Genomic DNA, 15,287 nt, shown 5'->3' with positions numbered 1-15,287 from the left:
GTGACCAACCTTTCACGAAGAATCAAGTGCGGGAGGGATCGCTTTCCGAGCTCGTCACGGGGTTGCTCAGCACTTTCTGGACCAGTTGCAACAGTTCCACCCAGTTCTGCGGCGTGCCTGCCGGCGGCGGCTCTGACCGCGGAGCTTTATTCGAGCCCCAGCACGCGAGAAAGCCGGAAGAATGAATGAACCAGCCGGGCAGATGGGCAGCCAGCGGTCGGAAATCAGGCTCGGTGAACGGGGCAAACCGCGCGATTCCCAGATTGTAGCCCTCCTGGTAGAGCACGCCCACCGGCCGTGATTCCTCGCCCTCCTGATCAGAAATCACCTGAAGCGACAAATGCGGGTCGAGGTTCTCCGAGTCCACCCGCAGGGCAAAAGGCCACGCTCCGATTTTGATGAGCGTCACCTGCTTTGTTCGGCGCTGCCGTTCTAACCGAGCCAACCCACGAATGATCGGCACCATACACCGCAGAATGGCCCGATCCAGCCCCTCACCTTCCAAACCCTGGGCTTTGAATTCGGCGCGCAGAGCGGTGATGAGTGTCGCCAGATTGTAGCGGGGAAATGACCACCCATAGGTGTCCTGATAATCAATCTCTCTCAACAACGGAGAATTAACCAGATCCGCCACTTCCGGCATCAACAGGCACGCTGCATGGACCAGGCCACCGTCTTCTCGCGCCCCCTTAATACCCAGCGGATGGTCGAGAAAGCGAGCACTCGCCAGTTCGGGCGGTCGTTCGGTGATATGGCTGGGAAGAAATTTCACGTGTTCCACGTCCGCGCCTGCAAAAGCCACACAAGCGCAGGCGTCCAAATCCACGTACGGATGAATCACCACGACTGATTTGGCCGGGATATCTCCTGACATGGGCTTCAGTCCTGCTGATTTCAGTCCGGGCTTTTATTGCAGGAGAAAAAGCACAAAACACTCCCGAAGCCGTCTTATCCTATCGACCATGGCCCGGACTTTTCCAGCCCACCGGCACCAGTACTTGGGTCAGTGGGTCAACCACAGAAAAAGACATAGAAACCGTTTGAGCACCGCGCGCACAACGATCCTCGGTGCCGTTGCCCATCCAATTCAAACGCAAACGGTGCCAGGCGAGCTCAAGGCTGGTGGCAGAAAGGCGGGGTGAACAGAAACTATCGCTCGCGATAAGTGATCCGCCCCTTGGTAGGATCGTAGGGAGAAAGCTCGACGCGGACTTTGTCTCCGGGCACGATCCGAATGAAGTTCTTCCGCATCTTCCCGGCCACATAGGCCAACACCGTGTGGCCGGTCTCGAGCTGTACCCGGAAGTTCGTGTTCGCGAGTGCTTCTGTCACCACACCTTGAACTTCAATACCTTTTTCCTTTTCTTTCGCCATAGTCACCTTCCATCTTTTTCCAGAACCATAGACAACACCCAGTTCCTGGCAAAGGAAACCCAAACACAAGCCAACCGTTAATCAACGCACGTTGACACTTTATCCTACCGCTGTTGCAGTTCCGGTCCAAGCCTTGGAAGAAACCGATGGGGCAACCACCAGTCGCCAGGCGATTCGGCCAGTCAGTTGCTCATCGAATTTGATGGAATCCCTGGCCTTGCCTGTCGTCACTTCCTCCCTGCTTGGCCGAAACTGCTAAGCCAGTTACCGATGCAGATCCCGCGGCTGAGAATCAGGCCACAATCCTGGCCCCGCCGCAGGTATTGGTGAGAGTCGCACCGGCGTGCGACCGCTAATGGACAAGCTCCGCCCCCTCAGCCCAAAACATTGCCATCCTCTCCCTGCCTTATTTTACGAATAACCCGGCGTGATTTCCAACTCGGCCGAGGATCCGTCGCGACACTCGGCGGTGCCACCTTGGGAGAGCCTGCGCCGCTTTCGTGCACCTGGAACTGATCTTGCGGTGAGGCAGGTCAGTCATCCAAGTTGAGGCCCAAACTTAGCCGAGCCGCACGGAGAGTGTTGCGCATGAGCATCGTGATCGTCATGGGGCCAACCCCCCCTGGAACAGGGGTTATCTTGCCCGCAATTTGAACCGCCGATTCGAAGTCCACATCGCCGACCAGTTTGGCTTTACCGGCCTCCGTGTATCCGATTCGATTGACCCCCACATCAATGACGGTGGCCCCCGGACGGATCATGTCCCCTGTAACCGCTTGCGGTTTCCCCGCGGCGACGATGAGAATATCCGCCCGCCGGGTATGGAACGCGAGGTCTCTCGTCTGGGTGTGGCAGACGGTTACCGTGGCATTAGCGCCCTTTCGTTTTTGCATGAGCATCAGGGCGACGGGTTTGCCAACGATGTTACTTCGCCCGACCACAACAACCTCCGCCCCTTCAACCTGCGTACCGGATCGAATGAGGAGTTCCAGGATTCCTGCGGGGGTGCATGGGGGAAAGACCGGGTCTCCCAAGGCGAGAAGCCCCACGTTGTACGGATGGAAACCATCCACATCTTTTTTGGGATCGATAGCGCGAAGGACGCGATCTTCGGATAAGCCTCGAGGCAGTGGCAACTGCACCAGGATGCCGTGGACCAGGGGATCTGCATTCAGTCCCGCAATCAGCGACAGTAATTCGTCCTCGCTGGTACTTTCGGGAAGTGTGTGCTGGAACGATCGCATTCCCAGTTCTGCGCAAGCCCTGTTTTTGGCTGACACGTAAGACACCGACGCTGGGTTGTCTCCCACCAATACCGTCGCCAACCCGGGGACAACGTTGTACCGACTCTTCAGTTCCTCCACAGCAGCACGGATTTCCTCGCGCAGCTCCTGGGCGATTTTTTTACCGTCGATGATCTCCGCAGGCATTCGTTTGCTCCCTGGCACTCAATTTTTCATCGCTGGCACCCAATACGTTTTTTTATCGTTTTTTTATCGCTGGCAGCTTACCGGTCCTTTCAGGGCCACATTTTGGAATCATCTGATGTCTACCGCTTTTCCGCAATTGCCGCCCGATTTCCCCCGTGGACTTACACTGGAGGCGCAGACCGTCTCAGCCGCATGAGGTTCGCGCGGAAAACACTATGTTACTGCGTCACGGGAATCCAGGTTAGTCCTGGGGACGAGGAGATTGTGCCCGCGGGCACCGGGCAGCCGGAAGCAGCCCCCGCAACGGTGACCATGCCCGCAAAATTCCGCGGATCAGCCAAATTGACGAGTGGGTAGCCCTGGTAAACCGGCATATTCCAGGCCACAGAAGGGCTGGGAATGGGTTGATTAATGCGGGCGTTACCGAGGTACAGTCGGAAAGCCATTCCCGAGGCGGGCACACTCACTTCCACGGACCGCGGCAACACAAGGCCGCTGACAGGTTCCCTGCGGTGATCGTAGCTGAGGGCGCTCACCAGAAGCCGCCCCTGGGCGTCGTAGAGGTACTGGGCCAGGACGAAGCCGTACTGACCATCCACGACGACCACCTTTGTCATGGGACCATCCACGCTCTGCCGCTGTTGTCGAATTTCCCACCGCTGCCCCGCCAAAGCGACAGGGCCTTGGGTGGGCACATTCAGATCGATCTCCGTGACCCCCAACGCCTCCACCAGCCAGCGTGGATCGATTGGCACGACACGCCTGGCGATACTTGCCGGTTGGTCATAATCGGCATATCGACAGAAATAGAAAGCGGGCGGCTCATTTCGCTTCACCCAAAACCAGAAAAGCTCGTCGTTGCTTCCCACGTCCATTTCCAGCCCGCTCAAACTGGTTTCCCCCCGCATCCTGAGACGCCACGGCCGTTCGAAAAGGATTTCCGTCCGAAGGGTGGGCATCCCCGGTGCGGACAGCGACCCCTGGTCGGCGATGATCGTTTGAATCTTGGAGCTGTTCCCATTGACGAAAGCCGCAATCTGCTCCAGGCTCGGATTGGGCGGCAATTGCGGCCCGGTGTAAGGTTCCGGGGGTGCCGGGAAGACCCGACAGCCCAGCATCAAAGTAGTCAAACCAAGTAACATGAACCGCCCCCACACCGGTTGCCTTGAGCGACAGTCATCGCAGGCGTTCTGTGCACATTTTCCGCGCTGGTACAGCATACAGGTCGTCCCTGACCTTCCTTGACCGACGTCTCTGTCCTTTTCCGAACTGCCGTCCGCCTACCTCGCCGGACACTGGTTTGATGCATGTGCTGAATCTGGGTCAATAGTCAATTCCTGTTCATCGCCTTCCAAAAGGTTGAGGAGTTCCCCCTCTATCTCCTGCAACCGTTCCTCAGGCGGCACCACCGCCGGAATCTCGTATGCGGCATCCGTGAGTGGGCAATAGACCCGCAGAATTTCCATCCCTTTTTCTCTTCGCGTTTCTTCCAGCCGTAGGATCCGGCGTCTGATCATGAGGAGTGCCAGCACATACCGGAAGTCCGCCTGATCGGGCCGCTCCGCCAGCTCTTCCAGGCATCGGATCATGACTTCGCTGGGCGCCCACCGCCGTTTCTGCTCCGGCGCGGGCATCTGGGTCCGCCACCAGGCGATGCAACCGTCGGGCGGACCGTGCCAGGACTCGGCGGAGTAATCAAGGCGTTTCCAGGAATTGCCATCGGGCAGTAACACGGAGTAAAAAATCTCGCCGGGTTTGAACTCCCGACCGGTGACCGCACAGTGTCGGGTACAACGCTGTATTTCGAAGTCGATCATACGACCTCTCCAACGCGTGTTCGCCTGCCATTAAGCCTGGCCGCGATTTCGGAGAGCCATCGGATAGCCTGGCGAGTTTCCCAACCTTGAGGTTGGCGCTCGCTTACCGCCCTATAATTGGGGGACCGAGACCACCGTCGCCTGGATGCCATGGAAACGGCGGCTAAACCCTCGCCCCACGAAGGGGTGCAAGGGTACCGAAATTCGCGACCAGGTTCAACATCAGCCGTCTCGCCATCTTGACACCCTTGGCACTTGGCACCCTGGTGTCAGGTTCTCGGCTCCAGCTCCTTACGCCAACATCATAAGCGCGTAACTTTGCGCCTGTGCGAGAATTTCCCCAGCCATCCAATTTCTCCCAATTATCCAACGAATAGGAAAAGGCATTCATGAAAACGGAACATCCGCGTGCCAGAGAGGCCGTGAAAAGCCACGAATTTCCCCGGCCGGGCCACGCCATTGCTGTACCCCGCGAACGAATTCGCCTATTGCGGGATGCCCCGATTCCACTCTCCCGACCGATCATCTACTGGATGGGTGTCCAGCATCGTCTGAGCTGGAATTTTGCCCTGGATCGGGCGGTCGAGATCGCCCAACTGTGCCAGGCATCTCATCTGCTGGTTGTAGAAACACCGGCTCCGTTTCAGCGGTTGACGGCCCGACACTTTAAATTCTGGTGGGATGCTGTCCGCGAGCATTCGAGCGACCTATCAGCATGGGGTCGAGATTTTGTGGCTGGCTGCCCCCACCGTTGGGAAGTTTTTTTGGAGCGGCTTCTTCAGGCTGCGTCGCATTGCGGCGCCCTCATCGTGGATGACTTTCCCTACCACGAATACCGGGAACTCCTCGACCGACTCGGTAACAAAGCCCAGTGCCGGGTGGAGGCGGTGGATTCCTGTGGTCTCCTGCCCCTGGCGGTTCATCCGAGATGCTTTCCCACGGCGCGAGGTTTCCGCCGCGTCGTTCAGGAACTCCTTCCATACTGGCTTCAGCACCTCCCTGATCCAAGACCTGTCGGCGATCGATGGCAGCGAGCACACCACGTCGCGAGCGCTGACTGGTGGCCGCCGTTTACTCCGGAGGAGATGCCGGATCTCTCAACAGATTCACCGAGCTGTGATCCTGCATGGGTAGATCACACCGTGCCGCCTGTTAGGGAACGGGGTGGTTCCAAGGCAGCGCATGCCCGCTGGAGGCATTTCCTGACCCACAAAATTGAACACTATGACAGCCAGCGCAATCATCCCGACGCCGAAGCGACCAGCGGTTTGTCCGGGTATCTTCACTTTGGCATGATTTCTCCCTTCGAGTTGGTTCGCGACATCTTCCGCAGGGCAAATGAGTCAGGTTGGCCAGAGAGAACAAACAGCCCTTTGCCGGCTGCCCAAAAGCCTATTCCGACGAATTGGTGGGGACTCCCCTCCGGCTTCGCGGAATTTTTGGACCAACTTCTGGTCTGGCGAGAAATTGGTTTCAATTTTTGTGTCTTCCAGCGGGACTATAAATCGTGGAACTCGCTTCCGGAATGGGCGAGGCGGACGCTCACCGCTCACCGCCGCGACCCCCGTCCAAAAATCTACACCGAGACCCAATTGGCCTGCTCCGCCACAGACGACATCCTCTGGAACGCAGCCCAGACCGAACTTCGCGAGCACGGGCGGATGCATAACTATTTGAGAATGCTCTGGGGCAAAAAAATTCTGGAGTGGTCACCCACTCCAGAATCGGCACTCGAAACGATGATCGAGTTGAACGACCGATACGCCCTGGACGGCTGTGATCCCAACTCCTACACCGGTATCTGCTGGATCCTTGGCCGCTACGATCGCCCGTGGGGTCCCGAAAGGCCCATCTTCGGCACAGTTCGTTACATGAGTACCGCCAGTGCCATGCGGAAACTCCGAGTTAAGGCTTATCTCCAAAAATACGGCACCGCACCTGGCAGCTCATCCGAGGGTCCCGGTTTATTCGATCGTCTTTAAAATCAATCCCACCACCAGGCATCCTCGGGCACATCAATCCGAATGCTCTGCTTAGTTTTCTGGACCTCGCCTTTCTCATCGGGGAGCAGGTTTTCGGACTGGAGGGCTTCTTCCGGTTCGATCTGAACCCCGCCACCCACCGGCGTGCTAACCCGGCCGGGCCGAATGACGGCGGTCACAGCCGACTCGGCCATTTTCGGGGCAGGATACACGCGAACGGGAAACTTCTTCTCATCACGGAAGAATTCCATTTTCCACTGCGCCCGTCCGTAATAGTCCTGCTTTTGCATGTACGCCGCGACAACCGCCATGTCGATGAGGTTTCGCAATTCGGCATACACCGGCACGCGAGCCGCCAATTGCGGATAGTTCTTGGTGAAACTTGTGGTGAATGCCTTGCTGGCGAGGCTCGCTGCCGACGCCGTCTTGCGTTCCCCACTTGCCGTTACGAGTTCGTCTTCGCCCACCAACTTGACCCCCTCGCCCACCAACTCCAGCGCCGATCCGTCGTCGCTAACACGCAAACACTGATAATCGGGCACAAAGTACCAGCGGAAGAGCTGATTGGGGGAAACGGAGGAGGAGAGGGCGCGATCCACGAAACTCACCATCCGCACGGGAGGGCGTTCCAAGCCGATCCCGATCAATTTCATCCGATAGTCCGCCTCCACCAGCACGTGGGCAAAATGCGTGTCTGGCGGGACTCCCGTGATCGTGATCTGATGCATTCCCAAACTCTGCTTGACTCCCGCCAGCATCTTCGCAGCGACTTCCTGCTCTCTTCCCGGCGGAAAGAAACTTCCCATGCTCCGCAGGAACTCCTGCATTCGGGCAAGTCCCTCCTGAGTCGGATCGATGGAGCAACCGATAACGGCCGGGCCTTCACCATCCGGCGGATACGCCCGCAGGGCCGTGACCAAATCCTGAAGCTGGATCACAGGCCGACCCGTCGTCAGTCCGACCACGTGCCCAGTTGGATCCTCGACCCAACCTTCGGCCGGCCCGGCCAGCACAATATCGCCACTTTCCGGATAAAGGAACACATAGCGAATCCGCAGCAACCCGGCCAGATATTTCATGTCTTCCGTCACGACTCCCTGCTGACGGATGATTGCTCGCTCCAACCGTGGCAGCGAAACTTTCCGCAGCTTGCTGAACCTGGCGATGTCGGCAGGGAGCGTGCTTCGGGCGGCGGCAATCCTGTCCCGCATGATCTGGCCGGTGGGATCGGAAACCACCTGTGTGCGGAGGACGCCGTCAGGGCTGACAACCACGCCTGCCATGCCGGCGTTCTGATCCTGCTGGGCAAAACTCCTCCCGACGAGCCCACCCCACCAAAGGAGCAGGACAACGCTCAACCCCAGGCCTGCACGAAAAGCTGACTGATACATGAGACTCTTCTCCATCACCAGTGCAAACGCACCAACAAGTTGAATCGACTTCGGTGAACGATCAGGACCCGGCCTCCCAAACGGTTTAGAAACAGGGGAGCCCATTTTGGTTCCAGCCCCCCAACCTATTCGCAGCCAGTGGCCATCACCTGCGATCATACTCGATAATAATTGGGCAACATAGGCAAAGCAAGCAAGCGCCGCTGATTTCACCGTTGATTGGCCCCACGCCCAAAAAAGATTCATATCTTCACTTACCTTCAAATGCCGTTTGCATGGGAAGCTCGTTCTGCCGGAATGCACGGCGAAAAAAATGGAAGAACTCGATCAACTCCGGAGTCAACATCGCATGGATGCACTTCCGGAGGATGCTTGGCGACAGATGCTTTGCGGAGTCCGCCTTCCAACATTGGGGAAACCACGTCTATTCACTGGGCACCAGAACTGCTCCCCGCCGCGGGGAACCAGCCGAACATCTCCCCCTTGAGGCTGGCGACTGGACACCTTGCGGTATCCCGCGAAAGAATAAGGATTTCTTGCTCACATTGGCCAGATAACTCTGCAAACGAGGATGGCGCGGTCTAATGCGGCTGATCATGATTGGTACAGGTCCATTCGGCGTTCCCACATTTGAGGAGCTTTACCGCACTCATCATTCAGTGGTGTGCCTGGTAACGGCCCCTCTTATTCGCCGGGGAAAGCCTGTTCCTCCCAGCCCGCTGCGGGAAATTGCCCTCGCTCATGGCACGCCGATTTTTGACCCCGAGGACATCAACACCCCGTCCTCCCGAGAATTTCTCGCCAGTCAGGACGCCGACCTGCTTGTCGTCTGCGATTATGGGCAGATTCTAGCGCCCGAGACACTGGCCACGGCACGGTTAGGGGGGATCAACCTCCATGCTTCCTTGCTTCCCAAGTATCGCGGCGCCGCGCCAATCAACTGGGCCATCTATCACGGCGAAAAGACAACCGGCGTGAGCGTCATCCACATGACGCCCCAGGTGGATGCTGGCCCGATCATTGCTCAAGGGGAGATCGAAATCCTTCCCGATGAAACAGCTCCCCAACTCGAACAGCGGCTGGCCAAGCTGGGCGCGTGGTTTGTTCGCCGCGCCCTGGACAACCTGGAAGCGGGACTCCTCGAAGCCCTGCCCCAGGATCCTCGTCTGGCTTCCCGGGCACCCCGGCTGAAAAAATCCGATGGGCTGGTGGATTGGAGTCGGCCTGCGGAGGCCATTCGCAATCAGGTACGGGCGATGGAACCCTGGCCGAAAACCTTCACCTACTGGCATCGGCCGGGCAAGCCGCCACTCCAAATCATTCTTGGCCCCGTCTCGACGACCAGTGAAATCCCGCCTGACGCCCCACCGGGAACCGTTGTGAAGGCCGATAAGTCAGGAATCGTGGTGGCTGCCGGTCAGGGGGGCGTCGTGATCACGCAGCTCCAACCAGCAGGAAAACGAATGATGTCCGCCGATGAGTTCCTGCGAGGTTACCGACTTCGACCTGGGGACCGCTTCGGTCCTCCGGAAGAGCCGTCCACAATCAATGGGGCAACGACTTCAGAGAACGCTGTGAAGCAAAACGATGAGGAATCGAGACGTCCGGAAGTCACTTGATGGAGACTTGCTCGACCATGGTCTGAAAAGTCGGACGCTCCCAGGCCACCACGGCTGGCTGGGGCACGAACTGGACGTGACCGTCGGCGAATAACCAGTTCTCACCCCTGCCCATGTGATTCCAGGATCGACTCCCGCACACGCTGGCAACGCGTGCATCGCGGCAGATGACCGTGCTGGGAAGACTCACCATTTCTCCGTCGATCTGTGGGGAGGAAGGACTCAAGCTCCAGGGAGCACAGGCGTACCCCATGGGACTTCCCAGGCTGGCCAGCTCGGTTTCTCCCGGAATTTCCCGACCCACCTGTTTTACGGACCAACCCGGACAACCCTGCGGCTCGTAACCGAAATGTACCAGGGAAGGAGCACCGAGGGCGACAAACGGGACATCTTGTCCATTCAAGGCGGCCAAACGAACTTCCGGGTGAAGTGTGTGGTAATGACCGAGCGCGGTGTACAGCCGGTGAAGGTTCTCCTGGCAGGCAACCACCTGGTGGTGGAATCGTGTCTCCACCAGAGCCGGCAGAAGGAGGGTTGCCAGCAAAAAGATGACGACGCAACTGGCGAGAAGATCGAGAAGCGACCACGAAGACCGTTCCCCAGCCCAGTGGTCGCCCAAAGGTGCCCACCGGAAACCGACCTTGCCTGAGCGGTAAGTGGCTCCCGAGGCGTTTCCGGCTACGGCACGGGCCGCTACCGGACCGCTCCGCCCATTCGGCTGACCGCACCGCACCCGATCCCGAGCCACAAGGGCACAGGTCCGAGTAACCAGGCCCTCCGGTGGTATCCACTCCTCCCGGGTTTTGTCGAGAACCTCAAAAAACTCCTTTAACTGTCGCAGGCGCCGCCGTAATCCTGGCCGTTGAGCCAACTCCGCTTCCAGTTGCTCGCGCTCCTCTTCATCCAGTGCATTGAGGAGGTAGCCGATTAACTGGGCTTCCAGATGGTCAGGCATGGCTTGGCGACTGAGGCAGCTTTAAATGATGTTCAAGTTTGCGAATCGCGGAGTGCAGGCGACTTTTGACAGTCCCCACCGGAATATTGAGAATTTCTGCAGCCTCCCGATATTTAAGCCCCTGATAGTACACCAGAAGGATCACCTCCCGCAGAGCGGGCGGTAAGTGTTCCAGGGCCTGCTGCACATCCTCTTTACGCTCACTGAGTTCAAGTCGTTCTTCGGGGTCGAGCTCCGCCCCTTCCACGATGTCCACCAACGCGCCTGTCTCATTCTCGGTCAGCTGGCCGAAGGTTCGCTGATCCAGACTCACCAAGCGATGACGGCGGCTCCGTCGCTGGGCATCAATGGCCTGGTTGGTGGCGACTGCGTACAACCACGGGCGGAACCGTCGTCCTGCGTCAAATTGATGACACTTGCGGTGGACCTGAAGAAAAGTGGCCTGGAAAGCGTCCTCGGCCATTTCCGGGTCGCGCAGGTACTGGCACAAATAATTGAACAATTCGCGTTCGTACCGACGGACCAGTTCCTCAAACGCCTGCGGAGAACCAGTCATCTGGTACTCGCGAATGAGGTCCTCATCGGACCATTCCGGTCGGGGCGGCCCCTGACCTTGCCAATCTTGGTGTCCAGCAAGCGCGTCCATTTTCAGTACGGCTTTTCGAGAAAGCACGTTCGGCAACAAACCGCGACGGCGGCCAACCGAACGAGCTCGCTTGCGAAATTTTCGGACACAGATCATTGTACACACTCCTGACCACAAGCGCTAAGTTCGTTTCAGGCGGGTCGTTGGTGGGAGGGCTGCTTTGGTTTAAGCAAATTGAGCGCCAACTGTGCCACCGCATTCCCCACAGAGTCCCGGGCAAAGCTGCAAGTTATTCTTCGACAATGAGTTACGACAAGCCTGGCGAGTCACAGCCGGCCCGCTTCATCAGGCTCCGAGATTCCGTAAGGAGCTTCTGACCGGCGGTTGACCCACGGAATTCCGTGACCGCCGCCTGTGGCCAACGGCGCAGAGTTGCCCACCAAAAGGGGGGGATTTTGTCACGCACCCTCCTTCCCGGTTGTTGCTACGCGCTGCTTGAGCGGATAAAGTAATGCCGTCGATCGCACCAGCGCCAAAGGCCTCCCCCAGCCCGCTGGCCGTGTTCTTTAGCAATGGAGGATTTGTGATGCCCGGTAATGGAAAAAGAGTCAAACGCCGCGAGTTTCTGAAGACGGCCGGACTAGGAGTGGCAGCCGGAAGTGTGGCCATTCCAGAACTGATCTCCCCCGGCGCCCTCGCGTCCAATGGGAAGCCCGGCGCCAATGAGCGAATCCGCGTCGCGCATATCGGTATGGGTGGGAGAGGACGAGGGTTATACGGCGAAATGAGAGGGCTGCGAGACGCCGGCCTGTGCGAACACGTGGCCATTTGTGATGTCGATGATACGCGACTCGAACAGGCTTCCAAACTCGTGGGTCCCCAGGCCGACGTGTACCGTGACTATCGCTACATCCTGGAACGCAAGGACGTGGACGCCGTGGTGATCGCGACACCCGATCACTGGCACGGCGTGCAATTCGTCCATGCTGCTGAATGTGGCAAACACATCTATTGTGAGAAACCCGCCTGTTGCACCATCGAAGAAGGAAAGGCCATGATCGAAGCGGCCCGGCGAAACAAGATCGCCAGCCAGATCGGCTCCCAGGGCCGTTCGCAGCCCGAAGCGTACCTGGCACACCGGTATCTCGTCAACGGCAACATCGGGCGGGTTTATCGGGTCGATTGTTGGCATTATCCAAGCCCAGTCGATAAAAGTCACACGCCCGATTCCGATCCACCACCGGAGCTGGACTGGGATTTGTGGCTCGGCCCGCTGCGCTGGCGACCCTATAACAAGCGGTATTTGCATGGGGTGTTTCGCTGGCTGTTGGAATCAGGTGGCGGACAGATTCGGGACCGCGGCGCCCACGTTATGAGCTGCGCGATGTGGTGGCTCGGAGCGGACGGCACAGGTCCTGTGGAAGTGGAAGCCACCGGAACTCCACCCGAAGAAGGTCTGTGGGATTCCTGCGTGGAAATGAAGGTGACGTATGTCTTCAAGAATCCCGACTGGATACTCACCTGGAACCAGCCCGGAGAACCGGTCCCGCCGGAGGAACGGACGGGAAAAGAGCCGGGTGGCAAGATTACACGGCCCGGCTATGGCGCCGTCTATCGCGGCGAGAAAGGCACCATGGTCCATTGGGGTGGCGACGGTGGTACCTGGGTGGAAAGAAAGGTCCGTGAATGGGTCCCGCCCCCGGGGGCCAAGGATGTCTACAAAAGCCCTGGCCATTTTGAGGACTGGTTTGAGGGAATTCGCACCGGCAAGAAAACGATCATGGATGTCGAAGCTGGCGTGGGAGTCGCCTTCCTCTGCATCCTTGGCAACCTCTCCTACATGCTCGGGCGAAAGCTGCACTGGGATCCCGTCAAACAGGAGATTATTGGTGACGAGCAAGCCCGCCGCCTGATGGTGCGTCCCCAGCGGCACCCTTACCATCTCTGATCGGAACAGGTGATCAAGAAGCGCCGTTCGTTTTCGAGCCGAAAATGAACAGTTTAGCAATAAAGGGAAGCCAACAATGGAAGAATTGACCGTGCAAAAACTGGTTGAATTGCTCAAATCGCCGGATCCGTTTGTTCGACGTGACGCCTGGCTGGCTGCGGGGCCTCTTGGTGCCGCCGCCCTGCGTCCCCTGGCCGATCTTGCCGCCGAAGGAGAGCTGGAAATCTCTCGAGCAGCGAACCGAGGGATGTGGCAGATTGTTCGCTACGTGGGAGCACCCGGTAGAGAAGAACTTCGGCGTCCGGTGGTGGAAACCCTCGGAGAAATGCTGGGCGATACCCGGCTCCCTCTGCAACTCCGCCGCGATATCGTGTGGATGCTCTCGGAAATCATTAAGGATGAGGAGATCGATCAGGCGTCGGCTTTGCCCTTGCTCCTCGATGCCGATCTCGGTGAAGACGTGCGGATGGCTCTCCAGCGCGTCGCCGGCCCCAATGCGATTGGCGTCCTCAAGGCCGGATTCGCCCAGGCGCAGGGTGAACACAAAACGGCCATTGCGTGCTCTTTACGCAAGTGCGGTGTGGCCATCGATGAACCGCCTTGCCCGAAGCTCGTCCCCCGCAAGACCACCACGGTAAAACCCGTCGGACGCAATGCATAGGGCGTTCATCCCTGGGCAGGATTCTGCGGACGGGCTACCAGAACCGCCTTCACATCGAGCATCTGGCCGTTTCTGAGAACTTGGAGCGTTATTTCCTTGCCCACCTCACTCATGTTGACAAGCGTGATGAGGTGGGCATCGTTTTCGATGAGTTTCCCGTCCATCCGTAAAATGATATCGCCAGGCTGAAGCCCCGCCTTGGCGGCCGGGGAGTCCGGTGTGACCGTCACAACTCGCGTCCCTACAAGTTGTTGTAAACCCGCCTGCTGCGCGGCCTGATAGTCGAACCGGGCATCAAGCGTGACCCCTAAAAAGGCCCGCGTCACGGTTCCCTTCTCGACGAGTTGCTTGGCCGTAAACAGAAATGTGTTGATAGGGATCGCGAAACCCACACCTTCATTTCCGCCGGAACTACTCGCGATGGCCGTGTTGATACCGATCACCTCGCCGTTGAGGTTGACCAGCGGTCCTCCGCTGTTTCCCGGATTAATGGCCGCGTCGGTCTGGAGAAAGTCCTGGAGCCGGACGTTGGAGTCACCGAGGTCCAGGTCCCGCCTACCCTTACCGCTAATGATGCCGAACGTGACGGAATGACTCAGCCCAAAGGGACTTCCAAACGCCAGGACGAAATCGCCGATTTCCACCTCATCGCTATTACCCAACGGTGCCGTAACGACATCCTCCACCCCGACTTCCATCGCAGCCACATCCGTTTCTGGATCCGACCAAATTCTTAGCGGTTGAATGATCCGTCCATCGGCGAGCGAAATCCGCACCTTTTCCGGAGACGCCCCCGCGATGACGTGGCGATTGGTGAAAACGCACGTCTTTCCGGCCAGTTTGACAAGGATGCCGGAGCCGGCCTCTTCCACCGGCCGGGCAGCCCCATGCTGAAGGGCACGTCGGCCAAGAACCTCTGCCTCGATATGCACCACGGCTGGGCCGACGAGCTTGGCAATGAGTCGGGTGGCGTTCGCCTGCGCCTGGAGCACTTTGACCGCGTCGGCTAACTGCTGCTGTAGCGCGGCTCGGGCCTGCTGATCCATCGGACCGTAGCGATCGACCGCTATGGTGATCGTTCTGACTCGACCCGCCTCTTCAGCCTCAACCGCGTAAACCCCCCCACTGAGCACAAACGCAAAGCTGACAATAGCCCAGATAAACCTTTTTCTGATCATTTTACTTGTCATTACATCAGACCCCCGACTTGGTTTTCCGGTTTTTGACGGACCACCTCTAAATATACAACGCCCCGAGCCGAGAGAATGGGCCTGACCAACGCAGTTTCTGCGGGAAATGGCGCAGGCCGGAATTCTCGATGGGATCAATCGTCTAAATGACTTTGAGACCAACCTGGCATATTGCACAATTTGCATGGTGTAAGAAACATAAAGAAACGCTTTCACTCACACGGGGGGAACTTTTCCACGGGTGCAGCCGTCAAAATTCAACGAGGCTGTCTCGCATTGACTTGTCAAAACCGAGATAACCCCCCATTAGAAGTAAACGATCTTCGCATTTTCT

13 protein-coding genes are annotated in these 15,287 nt (G+C 58.2%); 4 read left to right on the top strand and 9 right to left on the bottom strand.

The features are described 5' to 3' along the window. Nucleotides 1–22: 22 nt before the first annotated feature. The 5 genes from THTE_RS06120 to THTE_RS06100 form a co-directional block, all read right to left on the bottom strand. Nucleotides 23–874, bottom strand: coding sequence for a hypothetical protein (locus THTE_RS06120; RefSeq protein ID WP_095414601.1), 852 nt, complete (start codon nucleotides 872–874; stop codon nucleotides 23–25). A gap of 275 nt (nucleotides 875–1,149) precedes the next feature. Then, the gene (gene infA, locus THTE_RS06115; protein WP_095414600.1) at nucleotides 1,150–1,374 is read right to left on the bottom strand and encodes a translation initiation factor IF-1; all 225 of its coding nucleotides are present in this window, start codon (nucleotides 1,372–1,374) and stop codon (nucleotides 1,150–1,152) included. Between the two features lie 533 nt (nucleotides 1,375–1,907). Beyond that, on the bottom strand, nucleotides 1,908–2,804 hold the full coding sequence (folD, locus tag THTE_RS06110; RefSeq protein WP_095414599.1) for a bifunctional methylenetetrahydrofolate dehydrogenase/methenyltetrahydrofolate cyclohydrolase FolD: 897 nt from the start codon (nucleotides 2,802–2,804) through the stop codon (nucleotides 1,908–1,910). A gap of 218 nt (nucleotides 2,805–3,022) precedes the next feature. Continuing rightward, the gene (locus tag THTE_RS06105) at nucleotides 3,023–3,946 is read right to left on the bottom strand and encodes a hypothetical protein (RefSeq protein WP_168175796.1); all 924 of its coding nucleotides are present in this window, start codon (nucleotides 3,944–3,946) and stop codon (nucleotides 3,023–3,025) included. A 138-nt stretch (nucleotides 3,947–4,084) separates the two neighbouring features. Next, nucleotides 4,085–4,621, bottom strand: a complete 537-nt coding sequence (locus THTE_RS06100) for a hypothetical protein (RefSeq protein WP_095414597.1) — start codon at nucleotides 4,619–4,621, stop codon at nucleotides 4,085–4,087. A 389-nt stretch (nucleotides 4,622–5,010) separates the two neighbouring features. Here THTE_RS06100 and THTE_RS06095 point away from each other — a divergent pair, with 389 nt between their 5' ends. Further along, complete coding sequence (locus THTE_RS06095; protein WP_095414596.1) at nucleotides 5,011–6,603, top strand: cryptochrome/DNA photolyase family protein; 1,593 nt, start codon at nucleotides 5,011–5,013, stop codon at nucleotides 6,601–6,603. Nucleotides 6,604–6,605: 2 nt separating this feature from the next. On the opposite strand, the gene THTE_RS06090 is transcribed toward THTE_RS06095, so the two are convergent. Continuing rightward, the gene (locus THTE_RS06090; protein ID WP_157731827.1) at nucleotides 6,606–7,994 is read right to left on the bottom strand and encodes a DUF1598 domain-containing protein; all 1,389 of its coding nucleotides are present in this window, start codon (nucleotides 7,992–7,994) and stop codon (nucleotides 6,606–6,608) included. Between the two features lie 596 nt (nucleotides 7,995–8,590). Here THTE_RS06090 and fmt point away from each other — a divergent pair. Continuing rightward, on the top strand, nucleotides 8,591–9,613 hold the full coding sequence (gene fmt / locus THTE_RS06085; RefSeq protein ID WP_237260215.1) for a methionyl-tRNA formyltransferase: 1,023 nt from the start codon (nucleotides 8,591–8,593) through the stop codon (nucleotides 9,611–9,613). On the opposite strand, the gene THTE_RS06080 is transcribed toward fmt, so the two are convergent. Next, a complete protein-coding gene (locus THTE_RS06080) occupies nucleotides 9,606–10,568 on the bottom strand; it encodes a hypothetical protein (RefSeq protein ID WP_095414593.1) in 963 nt (320 codons plus the stop codon). The genes fmt and THTE_RS06080 overlap by 8 nt on opposite strands. Beyond that, on the bottom strand, nucleotides 10,561–11,310 hold the full coding sequence (locus THTE_RS06075; protein ID WP_237260214.1) for an RNA polymerase sigma factor: 750 nt from the start codon (nucleotides 11,308–11,310) through the stop codon (nucleotides 10,561–10,563). Before THTE_RS06075 ends, THTE_RS06080 begins: the two co-directional genes overlap by 8 nt. Before the next feature lie 430 nt (nucleotides 11,311–11,740). Between THTE_RS06075 and THTE_RS06070 the strand changes: the two genes are divergently transcribed. Together THTE_RS06070 and THTE_RS06065 are read left to right on the top strand one after the other, a co-directional pair. After that, entirely contained in the window at nucleotides 11,741–13,102 is a 1,362-nt protein-coding gene (locus THTE_RS06070; RefSeq protein WP_168175795.1) for a Gfo/Idh/MocA family protein, read from the top strand. A 76-nt stretch (nucleotides 13,103–13,178) separates the two neighbouring features. Next, nucleotides 13,179–13,763 (top strand): hypothetical protein, encoded by a 585-nt coding sequence (locus THTE_RS06065; RefSeq protein WP_095414591.1) that lies wholly within the window; start codon nucleotides 13,179–13,181, stop codon nucleotides 13,761–13,763. Nucleotides 13,764–13,768: 5 nt separating this feature from the next. Here THTE_RS06065 and THTE_RS06060 read toward each other — a convergent pair whose 3' ends face one another. Continuing rightward, nucleotides 13,769–14,941: a S1C family serine protease gene (locus THTE_RS06060; RefSeq protein ID WP_237260213.1), complete on the bottom strand. Its 1,173-nt coding sequence runs from the start codon at nucleotides 14,939–14,941 to the stop codon at nucleotides 13,769–13,771. Nucleotides 14,942–15,287: the final 346 nt, after the last annotated feature.

Source organism: Thermogutta terrifontis, from assembly GCF_002277955.1.
Classification (GTDB): domain Bacteria; phylum Planctomycetota; class Planctomycetia; order Pirellulales; family Thermoguttaceae; genus Thermogutta; species Thermogutta terrifontis.
The sequence above is the reverse complement of the archived record's forward strand: the minus strand, read 5'-3'. Positions and strand labels throughout refer to the sequence as shown.

What these genes read in the sequence shown, in the direction of transcription:
- THTE_RS06080 (WP_095414593.1), bottom strand. Translation starts at nt 10,568, where the DNA reads ATGCCTGACCATCTGGAAGCCCAGTTAATCGGCTACCTCCTCAATGCA.
- THTE_RS06120 (WP_095414601.1), bottom strand. Translation starts at nt 874, where the DNA reads ATGTCAGGAGATATCCCGGCCAAATCAGTCGTGGTGATTCATCCGTAC.
- THTE_RS06100 (WP_095414597.1), bottom strand. Translation starts at nt 4,621, where the DNA reads ATGATCGACTTCGAAATACAGCGTTGTACCCGACACTGTGCGGTCACC.
- THTE_RS06065 (WP_095414591.1), top strand. Translation starts at nt 13,179, where the DNA reads ATGGAAGAATTGACCGTGCAAAAACTGGTTGAATTGCTCAAATCGCCG.
- folD (WP_095414599.1), bottom strand. Translation starts at nt 2,804, where the DNA reads ATGCCTGCGGAGATCATCGACGGTAAAAAAATCGCCCAGGAGCTGCGC.
- THTE_RS06105 (WP_168175796.1), bottom strand. Translation starts at nt 3,946, where the DNA reads ATGTTACTTGGTTTGACTACTTTGATGCTGGGCTGTCGGGTCTTCCCG.
- infA (WP_095414600.1), bottom strand. Translation starts at nt 1,374, where the DNA reads ATGGCGAAAGAAAAGGAAAAAGGTATTGAAGTTCAAGGTGTGGTGACA.
- THTE_RS06095 (WP_095414596.1), top strand. Translation starts at nt 5,011, where the DNA reads ATGAAAACGGAACATCCGCGTGCCAGAGAGGCCGTGAAAAGCCACGAA.
- THTE_RS06090 (WP_157731827.1), bottom strand. Translation starts at nt 7,994, where the DNA reads ATGTATCAGTCAGCTTTTCGTGCAGGCCTGGGGTTGAGCGTTGTCCTG.
- THTE_RS06070 (WP_168175795.1), top strand. Translation starts at nt 11,741, where the DNA reads ATGCCCGGTAATGGAAAAAGAGTCAAACGCCGCGAGTTTCTGAAGACG.
- THTE_RS06075 (WP_237260214.1), bottom strand. Translation starts at nt 11,310, where the DNA reads ATGATCTGTGTCCGAAAATTTCGCAAGCGAGCTCGTTCGGTTGGCCGC.
- THTE_RS06060 (WP_237260213.1), bottom strand. Translation starts at nt 14,941, where the DNA reads ATGATCAGAAAAAGGTTTATCTGGGCTATTGTCAGCTTTGCGTTTGTG.
- fmt (WP_237260215.1), top strand. Translation starts at nt 8,591, where the DNA reads ATGATTGGTACAGGTCCATTCGGCGTTCCCACATTTGAGGAGCTTTAC.